The sequence below is a fragment of the Mesorhizobium sp. 128a genome (assembly GCF_053848025.1).
In genome coordinates this window covers 1-17,696 of sequence record NZ_JBSPKY010000008.1, presented here as the reverse complement: position 1 = coordinate 17,696, position 17,696 = coordinate 1, and the positions used below count along the sequence as shown (strand labels likewise).

General features: G+C 61.2%; 22 protein-coding genes, 1 pseudogene and 1 riboswitch. Of the genes and pseudogenes, 15 read left to right on the top strand and 8 right to left on the bottom strand.

The window, feature by feature from the left end; genetic code table 11:
• The first annotated feature begins 4 nt into the window (after positions 1-4).
• Positions 5-1,492 (top strand): 4-hydroxyphenylacetate 3-hydroxylase family protein, encoded by a 1,488-nt coding sequence (locus tag ACWTU9_RS14910; RefSeq protein ID WP_455858939.1) that lies wholly within the window; start codon positions 5-7, stop codon positions 1,490-1,492.
• A 7-nt stretch (positions 1,493-1,499) separates the two neighbouring features.
• On the top strand, positions 1,500-1,880 hold the full coding sequence (locus ACWTU9_RS14905; protein ID WP_455858938.1) for a cupin: 381 nt from the start codon (positions 1,500-1,502) through the stop codon (positions 1,878-1,880).
• Between the two features lie 54 nt (positions 1,881-1,934).
• On the opposite strand, the pseudogene ACWTU9_RS14900 reads toward ACWTU9_RS14905, so the two are convergent.
• Positions 1,935-2,091: pseudogene (locus ACWTU9_RS14900) on the bottom strand (JAB domain-containing protein); the annotation flags it as partial.
• Between the two features lie 681 nt (positions 2,092-2,772).
• Positions 2,773-2,887, top strand: a riboswitch (guanidine-I (ykkC/yxkD leader).
• A 99-nt stretch (positions 2,888-2,986) separates the two neighbouring features.
• Here ACWTU9_RS14900 and ACWTU9_RS14895 point away from each other — a divergent pair.
• From ACWTU9_RS14895 to ACWTU9_RS14870, 6 genes are all read left to right on the top strand, one after another.
• Positions 2,987-4,051 carry a putative urea ABC transporter substrate-binding protein gene (locus ACWTU9_RS14895; protein WP_455858937.1) on the top strand — a complete coding sequence of 355 codons (1,065 nt, stop codon included), beginning with the start codon at positions 2,987-2,989 and terminating at the stop codon, positions 4,049-4,051.
• Positions 4,052-4,084: 33 nt separating this feature from the next.
• Positions 4,085-4,972 carry an ABC transporter permease gene (locus ACWTU9_RS14890; RefSeq protein WP_455858936.1) on the top strand — a complete coding sequence of 296 codons (888 nt, stop codon included), beginning with the start codon at positions 4,085-4,087 and terminating at the stop codon, positions 4,970-4,972.
• Entirely contained in the window at positions 4,969-5,778 is an 810-nt protein-coding gene (locus ACWTU9_RS14885) for an ATP-binding cassette domain-containing protein (RefSeq protein ID WP_455858935.1), read from the top strand. The genes ACWTU9_RS14890 and ACWTU9_RS14885 overlap by 4 nt, the downstream gene beginning before the upstream one ends.
• 12 nt (positions 5,779-5,790) lie before the next feature.
• The gene (locus ACWTU9_RS14880; RefSeq protein ID WP_455858934.1) at positions 5,791-6,999 is read left to right on the top strand and encodes an agmatinase family protein; all 1,209 of its coding nucleotides are present in this window, start codon (positions 5,791-5,793) and stop codon (positions 6,997-6,999) included.
• 2 nt (positions 7,000-7,001) lie between these two features.
• On the top strand, positions 7,002-7,541 hold the full coding sequence (locus ACWTU9_RS14875; protein WP_455858933.1) for a hypothetical protein: 540 nt from the start codon (positions 7,002-7,004) through the stop codon (positions 7,539-7,541).
• Between the two features lie 62 nt (positions 7,542-7,603).
• Positions 7,604-8,170: a HupE/UreJ family protein gene (locus ACWTU9_RS14870; RefSeq protein WP_455858932.1), complete on the top strand. Its 567-nt coding sequence runs from the start codon at positions 7,604-7,606 to the stop codon at positions 8,168-8,170.
• Between the two features lie 497 nt (positions 8,171-8,667).
• On the opposite strand, the gene radC is transcribed toward ACWTU9_RS14870, so the two are convergent.
• Complete coding sequence (radC, locus tag ACWTU9_RS14865) at positions 8,668-9,450, bottom strand: RadC family protein (RefSeq protein ID WP_455858931.1); 783 nt, start codon at positions 9,448-9,450, stop codon at positions 8,668-8,670.
• A gap of 35 nt (positions 9,451-9,485) precedes the next feature.
• Positions 9,486-10,313, bottom strand: coding sequence for a type I methionyl aminopeptidase (map, locus tag ACWTU9_RS14860; protein WP_455858930.1), 828 nt, complete (start codon positions 10,311-10,313; stop codon positions 9,486-9,488).
• Positions 10,314-10,639: 326 nt separating this feature from the next.
• Between map and ACWTU9_RS14855 the strand changes: the two genes are divergently transcribed.
• The 3 genes from ACWTU9_RS14855 to ACWTU9_RS14845 all read left to right on the top strand — a co-directional run bounded on the left by ACWTU9_RS14855 (position 10,640) and on the right by ACWTU9_RS14845 (position 12,096).
• Entirely contained in the window at positions 10,640-10,936 is a 297-nt protein-coding gene (locus ACWTU9_RS14855) for a DUF982 domain-containing protein (protein WP_455858929.1), read from the top strand.
• Between the two features lie 146 nt (positions 10,937-11,082).
• Positions 11,083-11,358, top strand: a complete 276-nt coding sequence (locus ACWTU9_RS14850) for a DUF6074 family protein (RefSeq protein WP_455858928.1) — start codon at positions 11,083-11,085, stop codon at positions 11,356-11,358.
• A gap of 69 nt (positions 11,359-11,427) precedes the next feature.
• Positions 11,428-12,096: a DUF2161 domain-containing phosphodiesterase gene (locus ACWTU9_RS14845; RefSeq protein ID WP_455858927.1), complete on the top strand. Its 669-nt coding sequence runs from the start codon at positions 11,428-11,430 to the stop codon at positions 12,094-12,096.
• 24 nt (positions 12,097-12,120) lie between these two features.
• Here ACWTU9_RS14845 and ACWTU9_RS14840 read toward each other — a convergent pair whose 3' ends face one another.
• The gene (locus ACWTU9_RS14840) at positions 12,121-12,474 is read right to left on the bottom strand and encodes a hypothetical protein (protein ID WP_455858926.1); all 354 of its coding nucleotides are present in this window, start codon (positions 12,472-12,474) and stop codon (positions 12,121-12,123) included.
• A 581-nt stretch (positions 12,475-13,055) separates the two neighbouring features.
• On the opposite strand from ACWTU9_RS14840, the gene ACWTU9_RS14835 reads away from it, so the two are divergent.
• The 4 genes from ACWTU9_RS14835 to ACWTU9_RS14820 all read left to right on the top strand — a co-directional run bounded on the left by ACWTU9_RS14835 (position 13,056) and on the right by ACWTU9_RS14820 (position 16,135).
• The gene (locus tag ACWTU9_RS14835; protein WP_455858925.1) at positions 13,056-13,409 is read left to right on the top strand and encodes a hypothetical protein; all 354 of its coding nucleotides are present in this window, start codon (positions 13,056-13,058) and stop codon (positions 13,407-13,409) included.
• 39 nt (positions 13,410-13,448) lie between these two features.
• A complete protein-coding gene (locus tag ACWTU9_RS14830) occupies positions 13,449-13,919 on the top strand; it encodes a GNAT family acetyltransferase (RefSeq protein ID WP_455858924.1) in 471 nt (156 codons plus the stop codon).
• 642 nt (positions 13,920-14,561) lie between these two features.
• A complete protein-coding gene (locus ACWTU9_RS14825; protein ID WP_455858923.1) occupies positions 14,562-15,080 on the top strand; it encodes a cupin domain-containing protein in 519 nt (172 codons plus the stop codon).
• Positions 15,074-16,135 carry a glycosyltransferase family 2 protein gene (locus tag ACWTU9_RS14820; protein WP_455858922.1) on the top strand — a complete coding sequence of 354 codons (1,062 nt, stop codon included), beginning with the start codon at positions 15,074-15,076 and terminating at the stop codon, positions 16,133-16,135. Before ACWTU9_RS14825 ends, ACWTU9_RS14820 begins: the two co-directional genes overlap by 7 nt.
• A 37-nt stretch (positions 16,136-16,172) precedes the next feature.
• Here the strand turns inward: ACWTU9_RS14820 and ACWTU9_RS14815 are convergent, their stop codons facing one another.
• The 4 genes from ACWTU9_RS14815 to ACWTU9_RS14800 all read right to left on the bottom strand — a co-directional run bounded on the left by ACWTU9_RS14815 (position 16,173) and on the right by ACWTU9_RS14800 (position 17,465).
• Positions 16,173-16,406 carry a hypothetical protein gene (locus ACWTU9_RS14815; protein WP_455858921.1) on the bottom strand — a complete coding sequence of 78 codons (234 nt, stop codon included), beginning with the start codon at positions 16,404-16,406 and terminating at the stop codon, positions 16,173-16,175.
• Between the two features lie 10 nt (positions 16,407-16,416).
• Positions 16,417-16,668: a hypothetical protein gene (locus tag ACWTU9_RS14810; protein ID WP_455858920.1), complete on the bottom strand. Its 252-nt coding sequence runs from the start codon at positions 16,666-16,668 to the stop codon at positions 16,417-16,419.
• Between the two features lie 228 nt (positions 16,669-16,896).
• Complete coding sequence (locus tag ACWTU9_RS14805; protein ID WP_455858919.1) at positions 16,897-17,019, bottom strand: hypothetical protein; 123 nt, start codon at positions 17,017-17,019, stop codon at positions 16,897-16,899.
• A 164-nt stretch (positions 17,020-17,183) separates the two neighbouring features.
• Positions 17,184-17,465 carry a helix-turn-helix domain-containing protein gene (locus ACWTU9_RS14800; RefSeq protein WP_455858918.1) on the bottom strand — a complete coding sequence of 94 codons (282 nt, stop codon included), beginning with the start codon at positions 17,463-17,465 and terminating at the stop codon, positions 17,184-17,186.
• Positions 17,466-17,696 lie beyond the last annotated feature (231 nt).

Genomic DNA, 17,696 nt, shown 5'->3' with positions numbered 1-17,696 from the left:
CAAGATGATCAAGATCGGGGCGCAGCATATTGAGATGCTGAGAGACGGCAGACAGGTCTATATCAACGGCAAGGCGGCCGGTGACGTGACAGCGCATCCAGCCTTTCGCCAGACGATCCGGTCGGTCGGCACGCTCTACGACTTCCAGGCGCGGCCGGAAAACCGGGAGTTGATGACCTTCGAGGTGCCCGAAAGTGGCGGGCAGCGGGCCAACCGCATCTGGCAGTTGCCGCGCAGCCATGCCGACCTCGTCGAGCGGCGCAAAGCGCTGGAAGCCTGGACGGAGCTTCATTACGGCTTTCTTGGCCGCGCGCCGGACCATGTCGCCTCCTGCATTTCCGGCATGTTCATGGGGATCGAGGTCTTCGAGGCCTATGACAAGGTGCGCGCCGCGGCACTTGCCGATTATTACCGCTACGCCCGGGACAATGAACTCTATCTCACCTATGCAATCCTCAATCCGCAGGCCGACCGCTCGAAGTCGGCGGGTGAGCAGCAGGACCGCTTCCTGACCGCCGGCGTCGTCGACCAGGACGCCGCAGGCCTGACAATCCGCGGCGCCAAGATGCTGGCGACTGGCGGCATCATGGCAAACGAGGTGTTCGTCACCTGCATTCAGCCGCTGCGCGAGGGGGACGAGCCCTATGCGGTGTCCTTCGCCGTGCCGATGAATGCCGGCGGGCTGAAGATCTTGTCGCGCAAATCCTACGAGGAGAGCGCCGTCAGCGTCTTCGACAATCCGCTCGCCAGCCGCTTCGACGAGAACGATGCCGTGCTTTATTTCGACGATGTGAAAGTCCCCTGGGACCGCGTCTTCGTCAGCCAGGACATCGCCATGTGCCAGCGGCAGTTCCATGCCACGCCGGCGCATGTCTTCCAGAACTACCAGGCGCAGATCCGCCTGATGGTGAAGATGCGTTTCCTCGTCGGCATCGCCCGGCGAATCGCCGAGACCAATGGCGTCATCAACTTTCCGCAGGTGCGCGAGACGCTCGGGGCGCTCGCCGCGCAGAACACCATGGTCGACGCGCTGGTACACGCCATGGAGGTCAAGGGCCGCATGCATGGGGCCCATTTCGTGCCCGACGCGCATACGCTCTATTCGGCTCAGGTGCTGACACAGCAACTCTATGGTGGGGTGATCCTCGCCTTGCGGGAACTGGCGGGCGGGGGACTGATCATGCTGCCATCCTCCGTCCAGGATTTCGCCGATCCGGAGTTGCGCAGTCTGATTGAAAAGACGCAGCAATCGCCGGTCGCCTCGTCGGAGGGCCGGGTAAAATTCTTCAAGCTGGCTTGGGATGCAGTCGGCTCGGAGTTCGCCTCGCGCCACACGCAGTACGAGATGTTCTATGCCGGCGCCACCTTCGTGACCAAGGGGCACAGCTTCCGCACCTTCGACTGGGACCGCTGCACGCAGCTCGTCGACCACATGCTGGACAGCTATTCGCTGGACGACGAAGTGGCCCGCGGCGCTCTCGTTGCCGCTTGAGGTTGCCATGCCGATCCGCAAGGAACACGAGGAATTCCACGCGATCGACATGAACGGGGAGGGCTGGCATGCGCCCCCAGGGTACCCGCCCGGCATCGAGCAGAAGATTCTTGCCGGCCGGCTCGACGAGGCAGGCAAGAGGGGGAGCCGCACGCGACTGCTGCGGTTTGCGCCGGGCGCCTATACGACGGTGCCGTTCGTGCATGAGTACTGGGAAGAGGTCTATCTGGTATCGGGAGACCTCATCGTCGGCGGATATTCGGTCGAAGAGCCGTCGCTGAGTTTTGCCCCGAACACCTATGCCTGCCGCCCACCTGGCGTCCATCACGGTCCCTTTCGGTCGCAGACAGGGTGCCTGCTGCTCGAGCTTCACTACTACGAGGTTTAGCGCCTTACTGGCAGCGGCAGATGGTCCGGCCGCCAGGTCTGGCGAGGCGCCGCCCTAGCTCAGCAGCGGGCCCTTCATCGAGGCATTGCCCTTCTTGCCGATGATGATGTGGTCGTGGACGGCGATGCCGAGCGGCTTGGCGCTGTCGATGATCTGCTTGGTCATCTCGATGTCGGCGCGCGACGGCGTCGCCTGAAGGATGGTTGTGCATCATGGCACTATGACCAGATTCATAATAGTTATCAATCACTTGTGATCTCCGCCTGAAAAGGCGGTGCCGGTAATTGGGGTATGTTTCAAGTGATCCCTTGTGATCTTTCACGTTTGGGCACGATCGCATTTGCTCAGTATTCTGGCGTCCTGATTAACCACGGATTCCGAATGCTCATTGCTGCGGTCGGGAGAGAGATCGCCTGACCAAGGCCCGATATGTCTTTGATTTGAGACTCGTCCTCGCAGAGCATATGCAAGCTGCTCGCCCATCGATGATGTAGAAGGGATGCGACGTGCACACGCACGTTCAGAAAGTCGATCAGAGAATCGAGGCGAGGGAAGATTAGTGGAGGAGCGGCCTTTACTGATCTCGACCATGCCGGCCAGCCCTGAGCAAAAGCGGCTGGTCCCTGCTTGCCCTGGCAAGCGGTTACCTTTTTACTGCACTCGTCATTGTCTTGCATGCGCTCACCTTTCCCGGGGTCTTCCCCACCCTCACCGAATCGAACTGCACTTCCTATGGTGATAGCAGGGGCATTTTTCTGAAGAATCGCCGTGGAGGCTGCCCAATCTTCAGGCGCTGCGATGATTTTTTTATCATCGACGCGCCGGCGCACGCGAATATGTCGTGCAAAACCGTGCCGTTCGAACCTGGCACACACCTTGCATATTGTTTTGGGTGCAGAGCGTCTAGGGTTCCGACCGCGTTAGAGCGGTGCTGGTCCAAGAGATGCAACCGCCCAGGATGCATTGAGGCATCCGGCGGAACACGGCGGGCCAAAATCCCGGGAGAACCCTGCACGGGTTTGCTGGCGCGAACCTCTCCCGGATGCGCGCTCTGTGAACCCCAACAAAAGTCCGGACGCGATCCGGATCGCGAACAGGGGTACGCAATGCTTCGCAAACTGGCAGCAATCATCCTAGCCGCATCAGTCAGCCTTGCCATGGTTTCCGCCGCCGACGCGGCGCCCAAGAAAGACTTCAAGATATGCTGGTCGATCTATGTCGGCTGGATGCCATGGGGCTATCTTTCCGACAGCGGCATCATGAAGAAATGGGCAGACAAGTACGGCATCAAAGTCGAGGTCACCCGCATCAACGACTATGTCGAAAGCATCAACCAGTACACTGCTGGCGGCTTCGATGGCTGCGCGATGACCAATATGGACGCGCTGTCGATCCCGGCCGGTGGCGGCGTCGACACGACCGCGCTGATCATCGGCGACTTCTCCAACGGCAACGACGCCGTCATCCTCAAGAACAAGGCCGCGCTCAAGGACATTGCCGGCCAAAAGGTCAATCTCGTCGAACTCTCGGTCTCGCATTACTTGTTGGCGCGCGCGCTGGAGAAGGTCGGGCTTGCCGAGAAGGACATCACGGTGGTCAACACCTCGGATGCCGACATGGTCGCCGCCTACGGCACCAGCGACGTCACATCGGTTGTCACCTGGAACCCGCTGGTCGCGGAAATCGTCGCCATGCCTGGCGCCCACAAGGTGTTCGATTCGACGCAGATCCCCGGTGAGATCATCGACATGATGGTCGTCAACACCGGGACGCTGAAAGACAATCCGGCATTGGGCAAGGCGCTGGTCGGCGCATGGTACGAGGCGATGGCGCTGATTGCCTCGGGTTCGCCCGAGGGCAAGGCGGCCAAGGACGAAATGGCCAAGGCGTCGGGTACGGATCTTGCCGGCTTCGATGCGCAGCTTGCATCGACGGCGATGTTCTTCGAGCCTGCCAAGGCGGTCGATTTCACCAAGGGCACCGAGTTGCCGAAGACGATGGATCTCGTTCGCAACTTCCTGTTCACCCACGGCATCCTCGGCACCAACGCGCCAAGCGTCGACGTGATCGGCATGAGTTTCCCCGATGGCTCGACCCTGGGCGACGCAAAGAATGTCAAACTGCGTTTTGATCCGGCCTTTATGGCCCAGGCGGCGGCTGGATCGCTCTGAGGCTTGCGCGATATGTTGGCCAGAGGAATCGGTATGGTGAATGCCGGACAGCACGCTGGCCAAGAAATCGCGCGTGCCGGCCGGCCACGGTCGAAAGTGCGGCTACGCCTGATCAACGCAAGGGTCTCCCGAGGTGGCGCCTTGTTTCTCGGCGCTTTGCCATTTCTGGTCGTAGTGGTCGCCTATCTGATAGCGTCGGGCAAAAGGCTGGCCGCCAACCCTGCCGACAAGTTGCTGCCCTCGCCGACACAGATGTGGTCGGTTTTCCTCGACCTTGCCACGGTTCCGGACAAGCGCTCAGGCGACCTCATCCTGTGGGTCGACACCTATGCCAGTCTCGTCAGGCTGTTCGCAGGCGTAGGTGTGGCAACATTTGTCGCGCTTTCGCTTGGCATCGCCATCGGCTTCATCCCGCGGGTGCAGGCCTTCCTGCTTCCCTTCATTACCGTTATCTGTGTCATCCCGCCGCTGGCGCTATTGCCAATCCTGTTCATCACACTCGGCTTGGGAGAAACGGCCAAGATCACGTTGATCGCCCTTGGCGTCGCCCCGGTCATGGTGCGCGACATTGCCAACCGGGTGATGGAGTTGCCGACCGAACTGGTGGCCAAGGCACAGACGCTTGGTGGCAACAGCTGGACCATGGTGCTGCGGCTGGTGCTGCCTCAGGTCACGCCGCGCCTCATCACCTGCGTGCGGCTGGCACTTGGGCCGGCTTGGCTGTTCCTGATCGCCGCCGAAGCCATCGCCTCCACCGAAGGACTGGGCTATCGCATCTTCCTCGTCCGCCGTTATCTGTCGATGGACGTCATCCTGCCCTATGTCGCCTGGATCACGCTACTGGCCGTCATCACCGACTGGCTGCTGGTGCGACTTTCGCACATCATCTCCCCCTGGGCTCATCCGGTGCAAGACAAATGAGCCGCATCGTCGTCCACAGGCTCGAGAAGAACTACGGCGACGCCCGCGTGCTGGAGCAGGTTAATGTCACCGCAGAGCCCGGCGAGTTCCTGTCGCTGGTCGGCGCCAGCGGCTGCGGAAAATCGACCTTCCTGCGCATTCTGCTCGGCCAGGAACAGCAGAGCGGCGGTGTGGTCGTCGTCGGCGATCGGCTGATCGAGCCGGAGCCGACGCCGCAGCGCGGCATCGTCTTCCAGCGCTATTCGGTGTTTCCGCACCTGACCGCGCTGCAGAACCTGCTACTGGTCGAAGATTTTCGTTCTGGCGGGCCGCTGGGCCGCGTCTTCGGTGCCAGGCGCAAGAGCGCCAGACAAGCGGCCGAAACCATGCTGGAACGGGTCGGGCTTGCCCATGCGCGCGATCTCTATCCGGCCTCGCTCTCCGGCGGCATGCAGCAGCGGCTTGCAATTGCGCAGACCTTGCTCGGCCGTCCGCAGATCCTACTTCTCGACGAGCCGTTCGGCGCGCTCGATCCCGGCATTCGTGTCGAGATGCATCAACTGCTGACCGAGCTATGGACCGAGCACGGCATGACGGTGGTCATGGTCACCCACGATATCGGCGAGGCTTTCAAGCTCGGCACCCGCGTGCTGGTCTTCGACAAGGTGCGCCACGACCCCCAGTTCCCGTCCGCCTATGGCGCGACGATCACCTACGATTTGAAGCTCGACCGCAAGAACCGGGCTTCCTCACAAGACGTGGCCAAAGTGGCCGCGATGGTCGGGACGACCCGGCTGGGCAGTGCAATTGCGACGACGGCGTCGTAACGGAGGTTTTTCATGCACACGGACATTCCAGAACGCAGCCATCGCCGTGCGGGCCTGGTCGCCAGGGAGCCGGCGCGGCGTTTGCACCATCCTGATTTTGATGCCCGCGGCACGCAGGGCTGGAAGTCGATCGAGGCCGAGGGGAAGCTGCCGGAAAGCGGCTGGCGCAAGGAGCAGCAATGGGCGCTGGACATGGGCCTGCCGGGATCGGATTCGATCATCGACAAGTCGATCCCGACATTCGCGCGCGGCGAGCTGCCGCATTTCGCTGGCATCAACACCTTTCTGAAGGCGCCCTATGTCGAAAACGTCCGCGATGTCGGCAAATATGATGCGGCCGTCATCGGCGTTCCCTTTGACAGCGGCACCACCTACCGGCCGGGAACCCGTTTCGGGCCGCAAGGCATCCGCCGTATCTCGGCGCTCTACACGCCTTACAATTACGAACTCGGCGTCGACCTGCGCGAACAGATGACGCTGTGCGACGCCGGCGACGTCTTCACCATTCCGGCCAACCTCGAAAAGAGCTTCGACCAGATCACCAAGGGCGTCAGCCATGTCGCCTCGTCGGGCGCGCTGCCGATCATGCTGGGCGGCGACCACTCGATCGGCTTCCCTTGCGTGCGCGGCATCGCCGACGTGACCTCCAAGCGCATCGGCATCATCCATTTCGATCGCCATATCGACATCCAGGAAAAGGATCTCGACGAGCGCATGCACACCACGCCCTGGTACTGGGCAACCAATCTGCCGAACGTCTCGGCGACCAATCTCGTGCAACTCGGCATTGGCGGCTGGCAGGTTCCCCGTTACGGCGTTGCGGAGGCGAGAAAGCGGGGCACCAACGTGCTCACCATTTCCGATATTGAGCAGATGGGGCTTGAGAAGGCGGCTGAAGTCGCTCTCGAACTCGCCTGGAAGGACACCGATGCCGTCTACATCTCTTTCGACGTCGACAGCCTTGATTGCGGTTTCGTGCCCGGCACGGGATGGCCAGAGCCTGGCGGTTTCCTGCCGCGCGAGGCGCTCAAGCTGCTTGGGCTGGTGACGGCGCCCGGCATCTGTGGGCTGGAAGTGGTCGAGGTCTCTCCGCCCTACGACACTTCAGACATCACGGCGCTCTTCGGCGTGCGCGTCGTCGTCGAGGCGCTCGGCTCGATGGTCGCCCACGGCAATCTCGGCAAGCATAAGTCCATCATCGACAAACCGGTGAGTTTTTGACCATGCACGACGATCATCACCACCATGGCCATGACCATGGCAACGGCCACCATCCTCATGGGCCGAATGGTCATCACGACGATCGCCCTCTCGGCCACAACGGGCCCGCGGGCAAGCCGCTGCAATGGCAGACGCCGCATCTGCCACCTGACCAGGCCCAGGAGTCGCCCGTCGATCCCGCGTCGGTCGATCTCGATCTTGTTGAAACGGCCTTCCTGGAAGGATTTGCGCGGGCACCGGACCCGTCCAGCTTCCTGCGTCTCGCCGGCATACCTTTTGTCGGTGAAATGGAGGACGGCGGCGTGAGGCTTCATCTGCTGCGCGTCGAGACCGAGGATCTGGTCGATGTCGGCGCGGTCATGCCGCTCGTCGGCGGTACCGGCGTGGCCTATCATCCGTTGCCGGCGCGCCTGACATCGCACCGCCGTCGCCTTGCTTTCATCTATCACGATGGCACCCAGCAAAAACATCTCGGCTTCGCCGCAGCGCGCGCGCTTGCCGACCGTTCCGCTGCCTCGCAATTCGCCGTTCCGGGACATTGAACTCATCCGCCAACCTCATTCATCGGACAGATCCAATCATGAAAACGTTCCCAAGATTTGGCATGACCACCCTTTCGGCCTTAGCCGCCTTGACGCCCTCGCTGGCGTTCGCTCATCCGGGCGGCCATCACATCAATGGCTTCCTGGCCGGCATCGAGCATCCTCTCTTCGGCATCGACCATCTGCTCGCGATGGTTGCTGTCGGCATGATCGCCGCGAGAACCGGCGGGCGCGCCGTTCTTCTCGTTCCGTTGTTCTTCGTCTCCGCTATGATCGTCGGAGCCCTGTTCGGAGTCGCCGGCATCGGCTTGCCCTCCCTTGAAACCGGCATCGCGTTGTCGCTCGTGGTGTTCGGTGCGATGGTCGGTCTGGCGAAGCCTTTGCCCATTGCCGTCGCCATGTCACTGACGGCCTCGTTCGGATTGTTCCATGGAAACGCCCATGGCCTGGAGATTCCCGAAAGCGCCAGCGGCCTCGCTTATGCCGTCGGTTTCGTCCTCGCCACCTCGGTCCTGCATGCGGTGGGTGGGTTGTCCGCCACCAAACTCGCCGGTTGGCCGGGAGCCATCCGCACCGCCGGTGTCGCCACTTCGCTGGTCGGGGCGGCCATGGCCGCCGAGTTCATCTGAATCAGTCTGCGAAGCACGTTGCTTCTAACGAGGATGAAAAAGTGATGAGACAGAAGTGGCTCGTAGGGCTTCGTCGCTTTCGCGACATGCTGTATCAACTAATGAAGGCCCGCGCTGAGCGACTTTGACCGTCCTCAATTGTATGGTGATTGAGGACAAGGATTGGCGACAGCGCAATAGCTGTTGGTGTCGTCCAGCGCCACCTGCGCTCTTCAATCACCCGCTGAGTCGGATCAACGTCCGTTTCGGTTACATGTTGGATTATAATCTTCTTAATATCATCTGGCATATCTCAAGATAATACCGCGTCTATATTTTTTAGATACTTAGCAACAAAATCTTCTTCTGGTCCACCACTTTCCTCGGTCATTGGAATGTCTCAACGTCCCGCCTCACTGGCCTCATGAAACCAGAGCATGAAGGTGAAGTCGAGCCCGTTGATACTGGCTCGGAAGGCCAGACGTTGGGGCAACGCGTGAGGTACCGGGTTCCGGAATCTAGATCAGCAGCAGGCCCTTCATCGAGGCATTGCCCTTCTTGCCGATGATGATGTGGTCGTGGACGGCGATGCCGAGCGGCTTGGCGCTGTCGATGATCTGCTTGGTCATCTCGATGTCGGCGCGCGACGGCGTCGGGTCGCCTGAAGGATGGTTGTGGACCAGGATGACGGCGCTGGCCGAGAGTTCCAGCGCGCGCTTGATCACTTCGCGCGGATAGACCGGCGTGTGGTCGACGGTGCCGACCTGCTGCACCTCGTCGGCGATCAGTACGTTCTTCTTGTCGAGAAAGAGGATGCGGAACTGTTCGCGGTTCTCGAACGCCATGGCCGAGCGGCAGTATGCGAGAAGCTGCGTCCAGTTGGACAGCACCTCGCGGTCGCGAACCTCCGTGCGCGCCATGCGCTGCGCGGCAGCGGCAATCACCTTGAGGTCGACCGCCACCGCGGGGCCGATGCCCTTCACCTCCTGCAACAGCGCCACCGGTGCGCCGAGCACTTCGCCGAATGTGCCGAAGCGCGCCAAAAGCGCCTTGGCGATCGGCTTGGTGTCAACGCGCGGGATCAGGCGAAAGAGCAGCAGTTCGAGAAGTTCGTAGTCGGGCAGGGCGTCCGCGCCGCCGGCAACGAAGCGCTCGCGCAAGCGGTCACGATGGCCGTGATAATGCGGCTTCTCCGTCGGTTTGTCTTCTGGCGCCTTGTCCTTTGGTGACTTGTAGGTCGCCGGCGGTTCAATCCATCGCTCGGAGAAGAACCCCCGCTCGTCTTCGTCACTTTTCCCCATAGCCCGCATTTCCCTTTCAGGCTTTGGTTGGGAGACTAGGCCGGCAGGCCCGGGCGGTCGAGCTTGTTTGGCGAGAGCGTGAAGATCTCGCAGCCGGTCTCGGTGACGCCGATCGTGTGCTCGTACTGCGCCGACAGCGAGCGGTCGCGGGTCACCGCCGTCCAGCCGTCCGACAGCACTTTCACATGCGGTCGGCCGAGATTGATCATCGGCTCGATGGTGAAGATCATGCCCGGCCGCATCTCGACGCCTTCGCTTGACGTGCCATAGTGCAGGATGTTGGGCGCGTCATGAAAGAGCTGGCCGACGCCGTGGCCGCAGAAATCGCGCACCACCGAGCAGCGCTCGGCCTCGGCAAAGGTCTGGATGGCGGCGCCGATGGCGCCGGTGCGGGCGCCGGGCCGGACCGCCGCGATGCCGCGCATCAGGCATTCATGGGTGACTTCGAGCAGACGCTCGGCGGCGCGCTTGATGGTGCCGACCGGGTACATGCGCGAGGAATCGCCATGCCAGCCGTCGAGGATGTAGGTGACATCGATGTTGACGATGTCACCGTCCTTCAACGGCTTGTTGTCGGGAATGCCGTGACAGACGACATGGTTGATCGAGGTGCAGGACGATTTGGTGTAGCCGCGATAGTTCAGCGTTGCCGGCAGCGCGCCATGGTCCATGCCGTATTCGAAGACGAAACGATCGATGGTCTCGGTGGTGACGCCCGGCTGGACCATCGGCACCAGTTCGTCGAGGCAGCGCGCGGTGAGATCGCAGGCCTTGCGCATGCCGGCAAGGCCTTCTTCGCCGTAAAGGCGGATCTGGCCGGTGTTCCTGAGGGGTGCCGTGGCGGCGTCGAGATAGGTGACCATAGTGTCCGTTTTTGTCTGTCAGCGGGCCATGCATATCAGCCCGTTCGAAATTTCCCCCAGATTTGGCACCGGAAGCCGCAAGGTTCAAGGAAGAACTGCCGGCGAGGGGCCGGCGCCACGATATTCATGCCTTACGACGCCCTGTGTGCTCTTCACAGCCGTGCGCATGGCGTATGAGGCCGAGACCGATCCGGCGAACCAATAGAGCCAAGCGCTCCCCGACTGCCGAGACCGCACTGACGACACATTTTTGCGCGAAAAGCGGTCAAAGCAACTTTTCGGAACGAACGGCGTTGCTGTGGCTGCGCCAGTTCGGGAGACGCAGCATGGACAGATTGCAATTCGAGGTGCCGGTGCGTATCGCGCCTGCGCCCGGGCAGCCGGTAGAGGAGATCTACAGCGTCGAACAGGCGCTGGATGTCCTGCACGGCTGGCCAAAGAAGCGACAGGGCAAGGTCTTTGAGGCGGCGTTCAATGCCTGCTTCGGGGCCACGGTGGATGTGGTCAAGACCGAGGACGCTTGCCGCGCCTTCATGGCGTTCTGCCGGGTCAGCGGCCTGCTGGCCAGGGACATGATGGTGACAGTCAAGCGCGGCGGCGAGGCGAGGGGCCTGCGGATTTAAAGCCGACAGCCGCCGAGTTCCGGTTTGGACTTTGCCCAAGGCGACTCGCGGACTCCGCAGCGTTAAGGTTCCGTTTCCGACTTCACGGTTAGGCATGAGGCATAGAGCAGCGTCTGATTCGTTGCGTCAGTGTCATGGTGCAGAATATGTCCTCAGCCAATGTGCATGCCTTCCCGCTAGACCGGCAGACCAAGCTGGTGCGCGAGGTGGCAGCCAGGCTGGGCAGGCTGCATGGCGAGTTGGCCACATCGTTCTGGAAGGCCACCGCGCGCGAACTCCTCGACAAGGCCATCACTGCCGGCACCGACGCGGCTTCGGCCGCCAACGATGTTCGCCGGTTCTTTGCCGCCGTTCAGGACGAGATGCATCTGCTTGCCGACGATGCGGCTGCGGCGCAGTACCAGATGGGCAAGCGCATTTAGCCGTCTGAAGGATCGAGCTGCGCCACGCCGATCTGTCGCGACGCGGTCCGAATCGGCTATGCCTGCGCCATGCAGGAAACGTCTCTCTACGTCCCGGTGAAGCGGTTTCTCGAGAGCCTGGAATTCACGGTCAAGGGCGAAATCGGCAACTGCGATATCGTGGCGGTGCGCGATGGCGAGCCGCCGGTGCTGGTCATTTGCGAATTGAAACTGCAGTTCAACCTGGAACTGGTCCTGCAAGGCATCGATCGCGCAGCCGCCTCTGATGAAGTGTGGCTGGCGGCCCGCATGTCGGCGCGCGGCAAGGGCCGCGAGCACGACCGCCGTTTTCGCGCGCTCTGCCGGCGGCTCGGCTTCGGGCTTTTGGCCGTCAGCGGCAAGGGCGACGTCGAATTGCCGCTCAGCCCGGCCGCCTTGCCGCCGCGCCGCGATCCGAAGCGCCGTTCGCGGCTGATGGAAGAGCACAAGCGCCGGCGTGGCGATCCGGTAGCCGGCGGCGGTTCGCGCGCGCCGATCATGACCGCCTACCGGCAGGATGCGCTGGCCTGCGCCGCCGCCATGACCGATGGCCCGAAACGCCCGCGCGATCTGAAGGCGATTTCGCCGCGCGCGCCCAGCATCCTGGTGGACAATGTCTATGGCTGGTTCGCCAGGGCCGAGCGCGGCGTCTATGCGCTGACCGAAGGCGGCCACGCCGCCCTGCAGCGCTGGCCACAGGTTGCGCACGACCAGCCGTGAGGATTTTTCGTACTGCCTGCAGCGTCACTCCCTGGCGGCGCTCAACCGCCGGTAGGAGACGCCATCGAAACTTGCCGTCACAAAGTCGGTGGCCGACATTTTTCGTTTGCGTCCGTCGCTGCAGGTGTAGAGCGGCCAACCGGCATCGCTGCATTCGCTGGCGGAGCAAAAGCGGGCAAGGCAATTTCCGACCGTTACCCGGAAGCCGCCAGTGCCTGCAAACCCCTGCAGCAGGCTGCCATCGGCCGCGCGCCATGTCCGGGCCCTGAATTCCGCGCGCAGGAACCATGGTTCCAGCGGGACCGCCAGGCTGTTCCGGCCGGCGCCCCCTGCAAGAGCGAGACGGCTGCGGGCCATGCCCGATGTGTAGGCGGTCACAAGGTCCGATCCGGCTGAGTAGGCCGAGGCTATGCTGGTGTTATCGAGTATATGCGAGATTTTCTCACCCGCTTCTGCCCGCTGCACCAACAAGGCCGTCAAGACGAGGAAGGCAAAGCACGCTTGCAGACCATTCCCGCCGCTGGCCTGCCGCCGGTCCGCCTGCGATGTCTCCCAAGCCCGCATCCTGCCGATCCCACCCGTGGCGCGTCCGCCACAATCCGCCGTCATCGATGAAGGCACAATGACGGCTGAACCCTGACATCCGCCGGTAAAGACGGCGTTGCCAAACGTATGGCGGATGCATCACGGCAGGATGCTTGTTCCTCGGTTCCTATTCAAGGCCCTTGGCGCGGTCCCAGGCTTGCCGCCGCCGAGCAGGGGCAGGGCGTTACGCTGGGCAGCCTGACGTTGGCAGCGGCTGCGATTGCTTCGGGAAGTCTCGTCCAGCCATTGGAGCATATGCTTGACGCTGGGCGAGGGTGGTTTGCAGTTTCGACCCGGGACCGACTTCGGGATGTCGATGTACTGGAGACGTGGGAGTGGTTGGGCCTACTCGCCGATTAGTGACCGAATGACCGTTGCGCAACAGCATCGCAAGATGCGAATTTAGCGATACGATGTTCTGTTTGGATGCCGCCATGCCTCTACACAAGACAATGCTCAGCGCTGCAGCAATGATCATTGTTGCTACAAATTTCGCCGACGCTCGGCCTGACACACGCAAGATGACGTGTTCACAGACGCAGGCACTGATCCAGAGCCAGAAGGCCGCGGTGCTGACCACCGGGCCGAATACCTATGACCGCTATGTCCGCCAGTTTGGCAACGAGTGCGACGCCCCTTCGGTGCCGAGGGTCAGGTATGTGCCGACCACCGACGGGCAATGCATGGTCTACCGGTGCGAAGAGGCGTCGCCATTGGTTCCGAATTGACCGGACACCAGTGGTTTTGCAAAGCCGAGGGGGGAACCGATGAAACAACTGGGCTATTGGATGATGGCGGTCGCAGCTTTTATTCTTCTTCTGCTGGCGGCAATCTTGGTCGGCTATGCCGGCTATCAGATCGTGAAAGCGATCATCCAGGCGCCTCAGCTGCTCGCCGCCGGTGACTTCGGGTACACCATCATCGACGCGGTTGGTTATGTCGTGATCGCGGTCGCAATCCTCGACGTCACCAAGCATCTGTTCGAGGAGCAGGTGCTGGAGCAAGGCCTTCACAGCAAGTCGACGTTCCGGAGCAATTTCGCGAGATTCGTCACGATCATTTCGATCGCGGTATTTCTGGAGGGGTTGGTTCTGGTGTTCAAGGTTACGCAGGACGACGTCAAACTGCTGATCTATCCGGTGCTTCTTCTCCTCGTCGGCGTCGCGATGACCATAGCGCTGGCTATTTTTACCTGGCTTGGAGCGGACCGCGACCATTCCGGGGACGCTTCGCACTGACTGCGCTCGCATCGTCGCGGCGCGGAGCGAACAATGGCGTGGCGCGCAAGTCGCAAAGAGGCTCCCGTAAAGGATCTGCAGCCGTTCTTCTATTGCCCGTGCCCGAAATGCCGCGCCGCCGGCCGCGATGACAAGCGCATCGGCCTCATACATCACACGCTCTCCGCGCCCCATTCGGCCGCGCGATCGGGAGGAATGACGCGAGAGCGTCGGACGGGCGCGTGCATAGGCCGGGCGTTCATAAGATTTTCTCAGCATATCGTGCGACGGCAGCGCCAGCCGCCGGCAGCGAGCAGGAGCACGACAAGGGCGCCGATGTCGACAGAGATGTTCAGTGGCGGGTCTTCTGCGAGTGTCACTACCTCGTCAATCTGTTTGCGTAGTCGGGCAAGGTCAGCCGCCCGAAAATCAAGTGGCAGTTCCGCGCCTCTCTCCAATCGCAGAAAGATGGAAACGGCGGGCGCTACGACGACATTCTCGCTTACCACCTCGGGATACCGGGCGCGGGCATTCGCGCACATATCGTCACGTGGCCTTCCACGGCTGCCGTTGAAAGACAATTAAAAGAAGGGCAATGAGAGGCACCGCCAATGCTAGTTAGATTGGAAGAGTCTTATGATACAGAATATTCTCGAAAAGACGTTGGCCGGGGCGACGAAGGATCAGGAGACGGTTCGATCCGGCAAGCCGATTGCCAAGGTTCCCGATGGCCTGTCGTTCCACGACATGACCGCTCACATCGACGACAGGGGAAGCGTCACCGAAATCTACGACACCCGATGGAATTGGCACCCCGATCCGCTGGTCTTTTGCTACATGTTTACCATCCGACCGGGAACGGTGAAGGGTTGGGGGCTGCATAAGCTTCACGAGGATCGATACTTCGTTGTCGATGGAGAAATGGAGGTGGTCCTGTATGACCCAAGGCCCGAGTCGAGCACCTGCGGACAGGTATTTCGGATTGTTCTGTCTTCAGCCCGGCCACGCCTGATGAACATCCCTAGATTCGTCTGGCACGCGGACCACAACATCGGCACGAGGGACGTTAGAGCGATCAATTTTCCTACAATGCAATATGACCACGCCAATCCCGACAAATACCGGCTGCCGCTGGATACCGATTTGATCCCGGTCGACTTTGGCGACCTCAAGGGATGGTAGACGCGCCGCCGGTCTTCAGCGTCCTGATGCCGACCCATAATCGTCCCGACTCTCTTGCCTATGCCATCCAGTCGGTGCTGGCGCAGACGGAGCAATCGTTCGAGCTTCTGGTCGTTGGCGACGGCGCAGCACCCGAGACCGAAGCGGTCGTGAAAAGCTTTTCCGACCCGCGCATTCGTTGGTTTGATTTCCCCAAGGCGCCTCACTTTGGCTATGCCAATCGAAATCTGGCGCTTCGATCGTCACGCGGGGAATTGATAGCCTTCGCCGCCGACGATGACTTGATGATGCAGGATCATCTTGCCCTCATGCGCGGGCAGTTCGTCGATCCGTCGGTGGCACTTGTCTACGGGCAGGTCCTCTGGGTCTCGACCGATGGCATTTGCGGTCCTGATCTTACCAACCTGTTTTTTCCCGAAGAGCGGCGTCAATTCATGGCGAGAGGGAACACGATAGCGGCCTCAGGCGTCGTATATCGCGCCAGCGCTCTTGCGGAGCGGACAGTGTGGCCAGAAGATGTGAACGGGGCGGGAGACTGGGAGATCTGGCGTCGCATCGTGCTCACCAAGGGCTTCGCCGCCGTGCGCTACCTTCGCCTTCCAACGTGCCTGCATTTCTCCGCCAAGTGGAGAAACCTCAGAGACTCCGGGAACCCGAGGCTGACGGGATTTATCAACGCGTGTGAGAAATCGATCTGGTATCCAGCGCCGCTGCGGGTCGCCATTCCGACAGGACAGCTGGAACAAAAGGTCTTCTGGGACATCATGTCTGTCGATCCCGATGGCTGGACCGCAATCATTCGCGAAGCAGCAGCCGACGCCGTTAACCGACTTGCGGTCGACCGTCTCGAAAACCTGGTTAGACCCGACCCGCCGCCCACACCACCTCCGCCCGCTGCCCCAGATAACGGCCGAGCGGAGGCTCTTGCGGCAGAAGTACGGGCTCTCGCGATAGAAAGGGAGGCTTTGAAGGTGGAGATGGAGGCGCTCAAGCGCTCGAAGAGTTGGCGTTGGACTGCCCCTCTAAGGCAATTGCGAAGGCGTATCGGCCGATAGGGGCCGGCGCCAAAGGGCATGAAGCGGCCCGATGATCCTATTCGTCCTCGTCGCCGAGGTACGCTTTCACAAGTCCGAAATCGCGGTACATTCCGCCGTCCGGGTGCTTCTTCTCATGCCAGGTGATCGCCCAATAGCCGGTGTCCTGAAGACCTTCCATGACTAACACCCGATCGCGGTCGGCCGGGAAATGCTCCTTGAGAAGAGCGTTGACGGCATTTAAGCCGCCGCCCCGGTAGGCTTGTACATAGGCATCATCTGCCATCATCATCTGCCCTTCCTCATAGGCCCAGCCCGTCCGACACACGTCTCGCGACATCCCTGACTAAATGGTGGATCGCGCTCGGCTCGCTCTGGGCGTACGTCGTGAAGAATTCCATTGACTGCGGGACCTCATAGATCTCCCGGAAGTTCCGCGACATCCATTCGTCATTGTCGTCGAACGGGTGCAACATCACGTATTCCATGCGCCCCAAGGCATCCGGAAATCTCGCGAGATAGGCTTTTAGAAACGCTTCGATCTGATCGTCCATTGTGGTCTCCTTACCGCCGCCGGTAGCGCCAGACCGCGCCAAGCGGGCATTGAGGCGCCTATAGCGGCGATGTAGAGCGGGACCATACTAGTTGCTGCGAACGAAGCCTGATTTTTCCTGGTCGACGAAGATGAGAAATTCCCGCCCTAACCCGGTGAGGGCGACCATGGGCACGAGGCCACTATCCATTGCCCGACCACAGGCTGCAATCATCAGAGCCGGCTCAACCTAGTCGCGCTCGGCCATCGCGGCTTGGATGATTCCTGCATGGTGAACGACCTGCAGCCGTTCTTCCATTGCCCGAAATGCCGAGCCGCGGGCCGCGATGACAAGCGCATCGGCCTCATACATCACACGATGTCCGCGCCCTATTCGGAGTGGCCGTGCGAGCGGAGAGTGGCGCGAGAGGGTCGGGCGGGCGCGCGCATAGGCGAGCACCGCCGCCAGTTATGAGAGCCGGCCAGGTTAGCAATATACCAGAAATTGTTAATATGGGTCTTCGGTCGACGACTCAATTAGAGGCGGTGCCGGCGGCGCCAGGTTCTATTGCCGTGGGGATCACTATTCGGACCTTCAGAGCGTGCGAGCGATGGGCTCCCTTCCGTGAAGACAATTCCTCCGCCCTCCAAAGCCCGGCGCATAGCGGTGATATTGCCGGGCCTCGGGCTCCTAACCCCGTTTTCATATTCCCTGATCGTCATTTCACTAAGATTGGCCTTGGCAGCGAGTCGCACTCGCGACCAATTCAATAGAGACCGTGCGGCCCTCAATTGTTCTGCTGAGAGTAGGCTGTCCATAAGGAGTCGAACATTCGAGTTCCCTAAAATGTTCCGGCTGCCAGTCAATTTTGCGGATTTGCCTGACCGTTTGCGGGCGCCTCACCACGTTTGTCGCCGCGATTTAGCTCGCTAGCTTGGTTTTAGGCGGAAAAAATCAGGGGCGCCGAAGCGCCCCCTGCGAAAACTAGCCTACCAACCTTGCATCGAGTACCAGTCGTCAACGTCTCTCCGGACCCGATCCTTCTCGAT

Bases quoted from the DNA above. Each gene is read 5' to 3' on its own strand.
- ACWTU9_RS14820 (WP_455858922.1), top strand. From the start codon at position 15,074: ATGGTAGACGCGCCGCCGGTCTTCAGCGTCCTGATGCCGACCCATAAT.
- ACWTU9_RS14830 (WP_455858924.1), top strand. From the start codon at position 13,449: ATGAAACAACTGGGCTATTGGATGATGGCGGTCGCAGCTTTTATTCTT.
- ACWTU9_RS14815 (WP_455858921.1), bottom strand. From the start codon at position 16,406: ATGATGATGGCAGATGATGCCTATGTACAAGCCTACCGGGGCGGCGGC.
- ACWTU9_RS14880 (WP_455858934.1), top strand. From the start codon at position 5,791: ATGCACACGGACATTCCAGAACGCAGCCATCGCCGTGCGGGCCTGGTC.
- ACWTU9_RS14905 (WP_455858938.1), top strand. From the start codon at position 1,500: ATGCCGATCCGCAAGGAACACGAGGAATTCCACGCGATCGACATGAAC.
- ACWTU9_RS14855 (WP_455858929.1), top strand. From the start codon at position 10,640: ATGGACAGATTGCAATTCGAGGTGCCGGTGCGTATCGCGCCTGCGCCC.
- ACWTU9_RS14800 (WP_455858918.1), bottom strand. From the start codon at position 17,465: ATGGACAGCCTACTCTCAGCAGAACAATTGAGGGCCGCACGGTCTCTA.
- ACWTU9_RS14845 (WP_455858927.1), top strand. From the start codon at position 11,428: ATGCAGGAAACGTCTCTCTACGTCCCGGTGAAGCGGTTTCTCGAGAGC.
- map (WP_455858930.1), bottom strand. From the start codon at position 10,313: ATGGTCACCTATCTCGACGCCGCCACGGCACCCCTCAGGAACACCGGC.
- ACWTU9_RS14850 (WP_455858928.1), top strand. From the start codon at position 11,083: ATGTCCTCAGCCAATGTGCATGCCTTCCCGCTAGACCGGCAGACCAAG.
- radC (WP_455858931.1), bottom strand. From the start codon at position 9,450: ATGGGGAAAAGTGACGAAGACGAGCGGGGGTTCTTCTCCGAGCGATGG.
- ACWTU9_RS14810 (WP_455858920.1), bottom strand. From the start codon at position 16,668: ATGGACGATCAGATCGAAGCGTTTCTAAAAGCCTATCTCGCGAGATTT.
- ACWTU9_RS14910 (WP_455858939.1), top strand. From the start codon at position 5: ATGATCAAGATCGGGGCGCAGCATATTGAGATGCTGAGAGACGGCAGA.
- ACWTU9_RS14805 (WP_455858919.1), bottom strand. From the start codon at position 17,019: ATGTATGAGGCCGATGCGCTTGTCATCGCGGCCCGCGGCTCGGCATTT.
- ACWTU9_RS14885 (WP_455858935.1), top strand. From the start codon at position 4,969: ATGAGCCGCATCGTCGTCCACAGGCTCGAGAAGAACTACGGCGACGCC.
- ACWTU9_RS14870 (WP_455858932.1), top strand. From the start codon at position 7,604: ATGACCACCCTTTCGGCCTTAGCCGCCTTGACGCCCTCGCTGGCGTTC.
- ACWTU9_RS14890 (WP_455858936.1), top strand. From the start codon at position 4,085: ATGGTGAATGCCGGACAGCACGCTGGCCAAGAAATCGCGCGTGCCGGC.
- ACWTU9_RS14895 (WP_455858937.1), top strand. From the start codon at position 2,987: ATGCTTCGCAAACTGGCAGCAATCATCCTAGCCGCATCAGTCAGCCTT.
- ACWTU9_RS14875 (WP_455858933.1), top strand. From the start codon at position 7,002: ATGCACGACGATCATCACCACCATGGCCATGACCATGGCAACGGCCAC.